Origin of the sequence: Enterobacter sp. MGH 33, assembly GCF_000534535.1 — a bacterium.
Taxonomy (GTDB): domain Bacteria; phylum Pseudomonadota; class Gammaproteobacteria; order Enterobacterales; family Enterobacteriaceae; genus Enterobacter; species Enterobacter hormaechei_C.
Window position 1 is genome coordinate 23757 of sequence record NZ_KI973214.1, and the last position, 11429, is coordinate 35185.

5 protein-coding genes and 2 pseudogenes are annotated in these 11429 nt (G+C 54.3%); 2 read left to right on the forward strand and 5 right to left on the reverse strand.

Annotated features, from left to right (window positions below; all coding sequences use genetic code 11):
- Nucleotides 1–575: 575 nt before the first annotated feature.
- The 3 genes from L379_RS00465 to L379_RS00455 are packed head-to-tail and all read right to left on the reverse strand — an operon-like array spanning nucleotide 576 to nucleotide 7106.
- Nucleotides 576–1364, reverse strand: coding sequence for a DsbA family protein (locus L379_RS00465; RefSeq protein WP_032656032.1), 789 nt, complete (start codon nucleotides 1362–1364; stop codon nucleotides 576–578).
- Nucleotides 1365–1392: 28 nt separating this feature from the next.
- Entirely contained in the window at nucleotides 1393–6816 is a 5424-nt protein-coding gene (gene traI / locus L379_RS00460) for a conjugative transfer relaxase/helicase TraI (RefSeq protein WP_032656035.1), read from the reverse strand.
- Nucleotides 6813–7106: a hypothetical protein gene (locus L379_RS00455; protein ID WP_032656037.1), complete on the reverse strand. Its 294-nt coding sequence runs from the start codon at nucleotides 7104–7106 to the stop codon at nucleotides 6813–6815. Before L379_RS00455 ends, traI begins: the two co-directional genes overlap by 4 nt.
- A 369-nt stretch (nucleotides 7107–7475) precedes the next feature.
- Here L379_RS00455 and L379_RS00450 point away from each other — a divergent pair.
- Nucleotides 7476–8621 (forward strand): annotated as a pseudogene (locus tag L379_RS00450) (DUF4158 domain-containing protein); the annotation flags it as partial.
- Nucleotides 8622–9105: 484 nt separating this feature from the next.
- Here the strand turns inward: L379_RS00450 and L379_RS00445 are convergent.
- Nucleotides 9106–10086, reverse strand: a complete 981-nt coding sequence (locus L379_RS00445; protein WP_001575870.1) for an IS5-like element IS5 family transposase — start codon at nucleotides 10084–10086, stop codon at nucleotides 9106–9108.
- Between the two features lie 147 nt (nucleotides 10087–10233).
- Here L379_RS00445 and L379_RS26010 point away from each other — a divergent pair, with 147 nt between their 5' ends.
- Nucleotides 10234–10959 carry a hypothetical protein gene (locus L379_RS26010; protein WP_155858425.1) on the forward strand — a complete coding sequence of 242 codons (726 nt, stop codon included), beginning with the start codon at nucleotides 10234–10236 and terminating at the stop codon, nucleotides 10957–10959.
- A gap of 206 nt (nucleotides 10960–11165) precedes the next feature.
- Here the strand turns inward: L379_RS26010 and L379_RS00440 are convergent.
- A pseudogene (locus tag L379_RS00440) lies at nucleotides 11166–11429 on the reverse strand (hypothetical protein); the annotation flags it as partial.

An 11429-nucleotide genomic window follows, 5' to 3' on the forward strand; every position in this document is an offset into this window, starting at 1 on the left:
AAGGAACTTTATGCAATCAATCTACTTGGTATTGCGTTCCATCGACCATCAGCCCCATGATCATTGGAGTAGCTGTAAATGCAGCACCTAATAATTAAAATAAAACAATAGGTTAACCTATTAACGTGGTTTTTTACATCGTTGGCCCTCAAACCCCGTTACCTGCTCCTGAACGTTTTACTGGACACGTCCTGTCCCTGTTTGTTTCCGGAAGTCCGCATTTCTTCCGTAAAACCATCTTCTGCCACCCGTCAGCCTCACCACAAAGCTGTCAAACCGTCAGTTTGAGTTAGGTCACAAAAGTAATCTGAATCAACAATCTGTCCCACCACAAGACGATCGCTGACGATCCGAATAATACCTTCTCGTCAGTAATTTTTCCAGATGTTAGACCAGATAACCGTCCATAGTTTGCATGCTAATTGTCCTTAAGGGACTATAACCGGCAGCGCTCGCCGCAGTATCAGGCCGGCAGGCCTGATCGAGGAAGCGCAGGAGAACGGAACGGGAAGATGGCATTTACGCGCGGAACATGAAAAACAGTCTCTGGCGGGAGACGTTCTTCGGACTGAGGATCATTTCACTTTGGTGGCTTTCCGGATTGCTGCCTGAAGTCTTTCAGCGGTTACGGCTTCCGGGAACACCGTGATGGTGTCGGGAGTCGCCCCGCTAACGGGCATGACGATGATCCCCGGCGTTCCGGTGAGTCCCAGTTCCTCTGCCAGGTTACTGTTTTTCTCAAGGGACGCGGTATGGTTGCCCGGCACAGAGGCGGCCAGCCCTGCCTTTGACGCTGCCGCGAGTATATCCTCTGCCGTCAGCTTGCCTTCATTATGGCCGGTGGCGTAAATGGCATTGTGATAGGTGACATAGGCCTGAGGCCCTTTCTGTTGCCAGACCGTCAACCCCTGCTGTGCAGCCTGAAGTGAAGCTTCCCAGCGACCACCAAATATTGGCCACTCCTTAAAGAGGTAGCGGACGTCCGGCTGCGCTTTCATGACCTTCTCCAGCTCCGGCGCGAAGCGGCTGCAGAACACGCACTGGTAATCAAAGAATTCAATCACCGCGACCTTTGCATTATCAGGCCCGTAAGCCGGGGTGTCCGGATCATGCAGAAGGTTCGCCTGATTCTCCATCACGCTGAGTGCAGACATCTTCTGCTTACGTGTCTCCTGCTGTTCCTGCAGCTTACGACTGACCGTCACCAGTATCTCCGGGTGCGACACCAGGTAGTCAGCAGCGATTTCGCCGATACGTGCCTCCTGCTCCGGGCTGAATAAGGGCTGAGGGGCCGAAGCGTGTGCCATTGAAATAAAGCCAATGTATGTTGTAACTATTAATGCTGCTAATTTGTTTGCTTTCATAGCCTGATTCTCATGATTAAAAGGGGGATTAACGTTCTTTCTGAATGGTTCGAGTGAGGGTCTGTTCTTCACGCTCCGGCATGCGGCCGCGTTCAGTATTTTCTGCCGCCCTGAGCATGTCTCGTTCAGAGTTTGCCAGATCTGCAATCACACGCGATGCCCGCGACTGTTCACCAGCGGTCTTGTCAGCACCTTCCAGCTCGCTTCTGACGCCTGCAGCGGCTTTTATTTCCTGTCCATCGGTGTTTTCCTCACCTCTGACCCTGGCGATCACATCCGCATCCGGGTTGAGTGGTTCCGGTTTACGCGGGTTAATGTCTTCCGGTTTCAGTCTGATCACCTCTTCCTGTGGAACTTCCGCCAGCAACGACTCCGGCTGCCTGCTCCGTCCGGCTTCTTCATTGCGAACCTGGTCTGCCAGCATTTGCTCGCGCAGCTGCTGTACGTTCTGTTCGTCCGTCAGCGTGGAGACAATACCCGGCGACACATCCTGTTTTGTCCCACCGCTTACCTTAAGCAGCCATGCTGAAGGCGGTTCATCACCGGTCTGCCAGACCACGCCGTCCTTTGGATGATTTCGTACTGCATCGAGTGCAGCCGTCAGGTCGCTGGCCACAATCGTGTTTCCGGACTGACTCCGCTGCAGCACGGCGCCACGTGCACGCTCTGTCATGACCATTCGTGTCTCCCCCTGAGTCATCCGTCCTTCCGGGCTGGAAACCAGGGAAACCAGGGCCAGGCCCGCACTCCTGCCATTGTTGTCATACACCGGTAGCGCCAGCGCCGGTTCAGGATAGCGCCGGGTGGCCGGGATGATTTTTGCCGTCAGTGACGCATCCTGCATGCCCTGATGGCGCACCCAGGCGCGACCGATGGCCGTTTTATTCACCGGCTGCCCCATTGCCCAGATGGCTTTCGCCTGTTTGCGCTGCGTTTCCGGTGCCAGCGCATCGTGCGCCGTTTTGATATCACGCTCCGGTGTTTTTACCGCCTTAACCCAGTCCTCTTTCCCGTCGGTGTATATCTGGACGTGCTCTTTCACGCGTGAGGCTGAAATGTAGAAGGCACGACGGGAAGCCAGTGCCTTACGTCCGTCTTTCGTGCCCTCAAGCGCAATGACATAATCACTGCTGGCCCCCTGTGCGCCGTAGCCGGTGACGGCCCAGCCGTAGTCGATATGCTGCTGCGCCCGGACCTTCTCCGGATTGATGGTGACGCGACCGTTCTCCCCTTTCAGATGGATATTCCCCTCCTCGCTGACCGACTCCACCGTATAGCGCTGGTTGGCCATCTGCCCCTGTTCGCGATCGGTCGCCGTGAACTTAAGCAGATCGCCGGAACGGACTTCCATCTCGCTGCGGCGAAACAGCTGCACGTCACCGGTGATCAGCTCCTTAGGTGAAATCAGAGCAATCTTCCCTTCCTCATCACGTACCGTCACCGTTCTGCCGTTACGGTCAACAGCCACCACATCCTGGTAGCGGTCACCGCGTTTAACCACCATCCCTGCTTCCCAGGCCTCTGTTTTATTGAACGCATGGCGCGTATGGGTGATTTTATCGAGCACAGGCACCTTAATGGCCTTCTCCCCCAGTTCTCCCCTCGCTGCAAGCGCGGCATGAATGCCGGCATTTATCGCCTTACGGTCGGCGTTCAGCTGCGCAATGATGAGCGTACGGGACCGCGCCTCCGGCGTCCGGTCCTTCCAGTCAGCCACGATGTCGCTAACAGGCGTCTCCGTTTCCTGAATCGCACTTTCCGGGAGCGCGGCTGAAGCGCTACGCGCCACACGGTCAGCCGGCTGGGTTTCAATGCGCTGCAGGGCCGCATCGATCCGGTTATCAATGATGTCGTGGACTGCGCCGCGCAGCTGCAGGTCTTTCTGACGGACGATTTGCTTCATGATGGCCACATCCATCGGGCTTCGCTCCTGCATCAGCTTAAACGGCGCGCCCACGTCGACCGCTTCAAACTGGTCGATATCCCCCATCGAGACTGCACGTCCGCCACCGCTGGCAATAGCCTGGAACAATGCCGCCGTATCCTGGTTGCCTGCCATTGATGATTCATCGATAAGAAACACCTGTCCTTTATAGTCGGGCTTCCCGCCTGCGGCCATCGCCTGGTCATGCTCAACGACAAAGGATTTGATGGTCTGCGCCCGGACACCGACGTCGCTCATTTCTTTCACCGCCTGGTGCGTAGGAGCTAGCCCCGTCATCACCGGACGAACGTCCGCCGGCAGGGTCTCCAGTGCAGATATCACCGCCTTCAGCTGCGTGGTTTTCCCCACGCCGGCATAGCCCTGAATCCCGATAAACTGATCCGTGGTACCCAGCACCAGGGTGGTCGCCTTTTTCTGGCCATCCGTCAGGCCGTTCAGCACGGCCTCCGGTACCTGTTCCAGCAACGGCTGCTGCGTACCTTTCCCTTCCTCCACCACACGCAGAATGGCTTTCTCCATCTCCCAGGTGGACCGGGAAACCAGTACCGGCTCTCCCCCTGAGGATACGGACAACAGCTCGCCATTTTTAATCATCGCGCCAATTTCATTCCCGATGGCCTCAAGGTCGGGATGATATTTCTGCGCTTCCGTCGCCAGCTTGAGCTCATTGATCACCACGGTGCGCTGGTCGTTAATGGCACGCCAGACGGCCAGGCCCGCATCCGTCCGGACGCTGTCATGCAGTGAATCAACCGCCTGACTGACGTCCTGATGACCGCTCAGGTTTCTGACCAGCTGCACGGGAGAGGCACTGGTCTTCATGCGCTGCAGCCGGGCTTCCGCCCGGTCCTGCACTTCGGCGGTGAACACTTCCGCCCGGTGGCCACTCTGTGCCAGCGAGTTCATGGTCTGGGTCGAAATGTCGCGGCTGTTCAGCGCGGCCAGCACCACGCCGGTGTCGTTATCCCGGCCGCCCGGCGCGGTCACATAAGCATGTGAAAGATAGAGCGGCTGGTCTTTTGGCAGCGTCAGGGTGTCTTCCCCCCGTTTCACCTCAATCCCCTTTTCACTTATCCCGGTCACCTCAAGACGATCTTTGGCCTTCAGGCTGTGCTCGCGGTCGCCCGCCACGGACAGCAGTTTTTCGCCGGTGGCCACGCTGAGGGTTTCACGGCTGAAGAGACGCCAGTCAGCGCTGATATCGCCGATTTTCATCCGGGTCAGCACCCCATCCCCGTCGATAAGCGAGAGGACTCGCGTGTCCTCATGCACCCGGTCAATCACATAGGACTTACGCTCTTTTGCGTCCGTGCGATTCTCAAGCACCATGCCGGAACGGTATGAACCGGGCATGCGCCGCGTTTTGCTGTCGAGCCAGACCGGCTGCCGGGCCTCTATCTCCACGCCGTCACGCCCCAGTTGTCCTGCGTTCTGCAGCGCCTCTCGTACCAGGCCTGTCAGCTGTGCCTGTTCACGCCTGCCGACCACGACGGCGGTGACGTTTTCACTGCCTCCGCTCAGCTCTGCATACCGGTTGGCCAGCGCCTCGTAACGGTCGCGTTTGTTCGGAATACTGACCACTTCGGCCTCAAGCCCGGGCGCCGGCTCCGTGCGGCGTGAGCGGGCAACCCCCGCTGACTCCAGTACGGACATGGCGTTACCGTTCGCCTGACGCCCGGCACTGTCGAGAAAGACCAGCTGTGCGTCCTGCGCGCGCGCTTCGCCCAGCAGAACCAGCGTCTCCTTTAGCCCCAGACGCTCTGCCCCTTCGATAATCAGCGTGCTCTGGGGTTTCAGGTGGAAATCACCGCTCAAAACATGCTGCCGGCTGATAATCCGTTCCCGCAAATCGTCGGATTTCGCCAGCGAAATGGCGCGCTCGGCAGAGCTGGCCAGCACCTGAACGTCACGACCGTTCGCGCCGGCAATACCGGCCAGCTGCGCGGTCAGGTCACGGATGCCCGCCACGCCTGACGGGGCATTCATCAGAACCAGGGCGTCCTTCTCCACCACTTCCAGCGCCGCCGGCGCGTACTGCGCCGGGCGGGTGAAACTGACGACTTTTGTAGATTTGAGATGTTCCTGACTCAGTGCCTGGATCGAGAGTTCGTCCAGCAGGTGAATACGGGAGGTGAAGACCCCTTTCTCACTGTCCAGCGGCACAATCATGCCGTCCTTCAGCGCCGCATCGATGGCCACACGAATTTCCTGAATCTCCGGCAGCTGTTCGCTCAGCTCAGCGGTTGTCATCATCAGCTCGCCAAAGGTGAAGCGCGTTTTACTGTCGCTGAGCTGCGAGATGGCCAGCCGGACAGCCTCAGTCAGTTCCGGGCGGGGTATTTCAGTGTCCAGCTGCGCTGCAGGAAAGCTCCTGGCCGCCGGCGTCTTTTCGGGACCGGTCTGTGCCGGCTGACTCAGCGTGTCAGTCTGTTGTGGTACTGGCTGACGGGACAGGCTCTCCCGTTCTGCGGGTTGAGCAGGTGTATCGACGCTCTTTTCTGCCGTGGACGACGTCTGCAGAGAAGCCTGTTCAGGCCCGGCAGGAACCGGCTTAACCTGGTGATCTCGCTCCGGCTGAGGCGCGGTCTCACGAAGACCTGCATCACGCGGCACCACGCTTTCCTGATACGCCTTCAGGTCAAATCCCTTCTCCTTCATCTGACCCAACCAGCGCTCCATCAGGCGCATCCGCGAAGGGTCGACTTTCGCCCTGCGGGTATCTTTGGCGGCCACATCCCGGCTGCGCAGCGTGGCTTCAGCACCGACAGCCCCTCTGATTTCCCGGCCACGGGAGGAATATTCATCCACAACTTCATCCGGAATTGCCTTAATCTCCCACATGCCGTGTTTGCCGACCTCTTTCACTTCGTGGCCAAGTGATTCAACACGTTCACGAAGGGCACCTCGATAGATTTTTCCGAGCGTGACCTGGTGCTTCATGACGGTCTCGATAAAGCCGGCGTTATGGATATAGTCCGTGGCCAGAGCTTTCCATTTGCCCTCATACTCCGTCATATTGGCAACCAGGAGATGAGTGTGTATCAGCGGGTCGAGGTTACGTGACGTGTCATGCGTGTAGGCGGCCGCGACCATCTTGCCGGTGTGTACGATGGACGTAACGCCGTCTTTGGTGTTCCGGGCCGAGATGAGCTTCTCCACATAGCCGGCCGCCACGCGGACGGCGTGGTAGTGTGCTTCCAGCATTTCTTTATCGTTCCCGATGAGTGCCAGAATGGACACGCTCTTGGGAGCGGAAAAGGTCAGGTCATGGCCCGGACGGTGGACGTGCTGTCCGTTAACCTCTTTACCCAGCCGTGAGCCGTCCGGCAGACGGCCCTCGAGCACGGCCGTCAGATCATCGCCACGGACGTTGCCCTCCATGCCCAGCTCTTTTGCACCCTCTCCCATCCAGAGGCTCTGCAGGCTGCCCAGAAAATAGTAGTTATCGGAATTGCTGTAGTAGCCTGCAGCCTCGCCGGCTGACGCTACTGGGGCGACTGACATCATAGTTCAGGCTCTCTGTCGTAATAGTGATGGTCGTTTTCGTCGTAACCCGGATCGTCCGCGTGACGGTGAATTAAAATGTTCTCTTCTTCCTTCGCCAGCTGCCGGCTCGTCCGGTGTGCTTCATCCGGGGTCTGCGGTGTCACTGACTTCCCAGCCGTCGTCAGACTCAGGCCGCCGTCTGGCAGTGCTGTCACCTTCATATCCAGGTTCATTGATTCGCCCGCATTCTCGCTGGCCTGACCTTCTTCTCCATCTGAGGTGGCTCCGGTACTGAGCCGCCGTTTCAGCATCCCCAGCGCGCCGGCTGCAGCAGGCCCGGAGGAAGTATCGGGGTTTGAAGCCCAATGGAGCGGAAATGTACGCTAAGAACCTAACTGCATGATTTTAGGTCTATGAAGTCGTGGCGTTGTTCGTCAGGTTTACGTTGATTTGATTACCGGGTTTATTAACACTGAAAGTACCTGAAACCGCATGGCTACTGGCATCAACGAAAAGAGTAAACAAAATCCTCGTTTTCTTTACTCGTCTGACCGCTCAAAAAATGTACTTCGCGTACGTTCTCGTCCGGTTGGCCTTCAACCCCCAAGGTGTACGAAACCGACCGGTTTCGGTCATAGCCAATCCATAACATATGGAAACTATACGCGAGGGAAGCATTTATGCCACGGCGACAGATACTGAGCAGTGAAGAGCAGGAGCGCTTGCTGGTTATTCCAGATGATGAAATTATTCTGACCCGAATGTGTTTTCTGAATGAACAGGATATTGCACTCATTAATAAACACCGGCGGCCAGCAAATCGCCTGGGCTTTGCTGTATTACTCTGTTATCTGCGTGGACCTGGATTTATTCCGGACAAAAGCAATGTCCCTCACAGTAGCGTCATATCCAGAATCGCTTCCCGACTGAAGCTTCAGCCTGATTTATGGCCGGAATATGCTTCAAGAGAGCAAACCCGCTGGGAACATCTGACTGAGCTTTATCGATACCTGAAATTATCTCCGTTCAGCCGATCACTGCAAAAAGACTGTATCCGGCATCTGCATCCCTATGCGATGCGAACAGACAAAGGGTTTATGCTGGCGGAAGAAATGCTCAATTGGCTACATAGCAATAATGTTATTTTCCCTTCTGTTGATGTGATCGAACGGACGCTTGCCGAAGCCGTCACGCTCGCTGATAGAGCGGTATTTTCAGCACTTACCGCACAACTGGAAAAGCAGCATAAATCAGCACTCGACAGTCTGCTCAAATCAGAGGGTGAACAAGCTTCCCGCCTGGCATGGTTACTTCAGCCTCCGGGTAAAATCAACGGTAAGAACGTGCTGCAACATATCGACCGGCTTAATTCCATCGCCGCGCTGGGATTGCCTGATGGTATTACGCTTTCCATTCACCAGAACAGGTTGCTTAAGCTGGCGCGTGAGGGCCGGAAAATGAGCAGCAGAGATCTGGCAAAATTCACCGATGTCAGACGTTACGCTACGCTGGTTTGCGTCATTCAGGAAGCGCAGGCCACACTGACTGATGAGGTTATCGAACTGCACGAACGTATTCTGGGGACTCTATTCAGTCGGGCAAAACGCACACAAGCCGAGAGGCTTCAGCTGACGGGGAAACTCATCCAGAGCAAGTTGAAGCAATATGTTACTGTCGGTCAGGCACTGCTGCATGCCAGAGAATCCGGTGAAGATCCCTGGGCAGCGATAGAAGATGTCCTTCCCTGGCAGGAGTTCATCAACAGCCTGGAAGAAACGCAGTTTCTGTCCCGTAAGGGCAATTTCGACCCGCTTCACCTGATCACGGGGGTTGAAGGCCAACCGGACGAGAACGTACGCGAAGTACATTTTTTGAGCGGTCAGACGAGTAAAGAAAACGAGGATTTTGTTTACTCTTTTCGTTGATGCCAGTAGCCATGCGGTTTCAGGTACTTTCAGTGTTAATAAACCCGGTAATCAAATCAACGTAAACCTGACGAACAACGCCACGACTTCATAGACCTAAAATCATGCAGTTAGGTTCTTAGCGTACATTTCCGCTCCATTGGGCTTCAAACCCCTTATATAAGAAGCTGGTTAAGCAGCCCTTCCGTTCGAATCTAGCTTTGCAAGCTTAAGGGGGGTTAATGCTGAACTTGACCTAGGGAAGGTGCGAATAAGCGGGGAAATTCTTCTCGGCTGACTCAGTCATTTCATTTCTTCATGTTTGAGCCGATTTTTTCTCCCGTAAATGCCTTGAATCAGCCTATTTAGACCGTTTCTTCGCCATTTAAGGCGTTATCCCCAGTTTTTAGTGAGATCTCTCCCACTGACGTATCATTTGGTCCGCCCGAAACAGGTTGGCCAGCGTGAATAACATCGCCAGTTGGTTATCGTTTTTCAGCAACCCCTTGTATCTGGCTTTCACGAAGCCGAACTGTCGCTTGATGATGCGAAATGGGTGCTCCACCTTGGCCCGGATGCTGGCTTTCATGTATTCGATGTTGATGGCCGTTTTGTTCTTGCGTGGATGCTGTTTCAAGGTTCTTACCTTGCCGGGGCGCTCGGCGATCAGCCAGTCCACATCCACCTCGGCCAGCTCCTCGCGCTGTGGCGCCCCTTGGTAGCCGGCATCGGCTGAGACAAATTGCTCCTCTCCATGCAGCAGATTACCCAGCTGATTGAGGTCATGCTCGTTGGCCGCGGTGGTGACTAGGCTGTGGGTCAGGCCACTCTTGGCATCGACACCAATGTGGGCCTTCATGCCAAAGTGCCACTGATTTCCTTTCTTGGTCTGATGCATCTCCGGATCGCGTTGCTGCTCTTTGTTCTTGGTCGAGCTGGGTGCCTCAATGATGGTGGCATCGACCAAGGTGCCTTGAGTCATCATGACGCCTGCTTCGGCCAGCCAGCGATTGATGGTCTTGAACAATTGGCGGGCCAGTTGATGCTGCTCCAGCAGGTGGCGGAAATTCATGATGGTGGTGCGGTCCGGCAAGGCGCTATCCAGGGATAACCGGGCAAACAGACGCATGGAGGCGATTTCGTACAGGGCATCTTCCATGGCACCGTCGCTCAGGTTGTACCAATGCTGCATGCAGTGAATACGCAGCATGGTCTCCAGCGGATAGGGCCGTCGGCCATTGCCCGCCTTGGGATAAAACGGCTTGATGACAGCGGTCATATTCTGCCATGGCAGAATCTGCTCCATGCGGGAGAGGAAAATCTCTTTTCGGGTCTGACGGCGCTTAGTGCTGAATTCACTATCGGCGAAGGTGAGTTGATGGCTCATGATGTCCCTCTGGGATGCGCTCCGGATGAATATGATGATCTCATATCAGGAACTTGTTCGCACCTTCCCTAGAATAAAAAAAATTCACTATTGCTTTCTTCAACAACTTGAATGTCATCTTAAAAATAAATATTAAGGATTTCTTTTGTGGCAGATAATATAATTATTGATGAGAAAGAGTTAGTTACCTTAGTTGAAGTACCACTTGATATTATTGATCCTAATCATCGGAGTATTACTCCAGAAATGCGTAGAAAAATTTTAGCGCAACGATTCAGAAACCAGCTATATGCTGATGGCATCGAAACTGGACATCTTGAGGAGGTAAATGGAAAAGTTACTTTCAGGTCTAAGTTAACACTACCATCCTTTGCTGGTTTTGTCTTTGAAGCTTACTTGGTAAGTAAACTCAATGATAATAAAAAAATGGGGCAAGCCGCATTTACATGGTGTACACAAAGGTCAAGGTTGGCTTTATCGAGTGTATACGATCAATACAAAGCCATAGGGACTGGATTTATTAGCACTCATCAACTGCATCCCCATTTATATGCGCCTCACAGTAGTTCTGATATCCGTTTTGTTAGAAAAAACCCCCAAAGTGGGGTAATAGAAACAGCATTAATACATGGCACACACAACATTGCTGGAATTCAGGTTAAGGCTATAAAAGGAAACTTAAAAAGCCAAATTATTGATCCTTTATTACGTGGGCAATATTCTCACGTCATAACACTTCTGAGGGATTACTATGGAACACCTACACGAACAGTTTGTTTGCGCTGGATTAATTTTGGCGTGCGAGATGGAAGTATCACTTCACGGGGGTTGAAGGCCAACCGGACGAGAACGTACGCGAAGTACATTTTTTGAGCGGTCAGACGAGTAAAGAAAACGAGGATTTTGTTTACTCTTTTCGTTGATGCCAGTAGCCATGCGGTTTCAGGTACTTTCAGTGTTAATAAACCCGGTAATCAAATCAACGTAAACCTGACGAACAACGCCACGACTTCATAGACCTAAAATCATGCAGTTAGGTTCTTAGCGTACATTTCCGCTCCATTGGGCTTCAAACCCCTATCCAGCACATCCACGGCCTCGTCAAGCGCCGAAATTTCCTGTGCTTTCACAAACGCAGTAAGCACGGCCAGTCGCCGTTCGTCAGGCATTCTTGAAATGTATTTCACCGAAGCCATTCCGGCATAACGGGCCAAATTCCGCAGCTGGATGGCAGGCAGACCGGAGAAATTCAACCGGGAAAACTCCATGCTACGCAGTCGGGTATATCGCTCCAGGGCGTCTGTAAATGACGGCCCACTGATAGTGACAGGACCTTTTCGCAT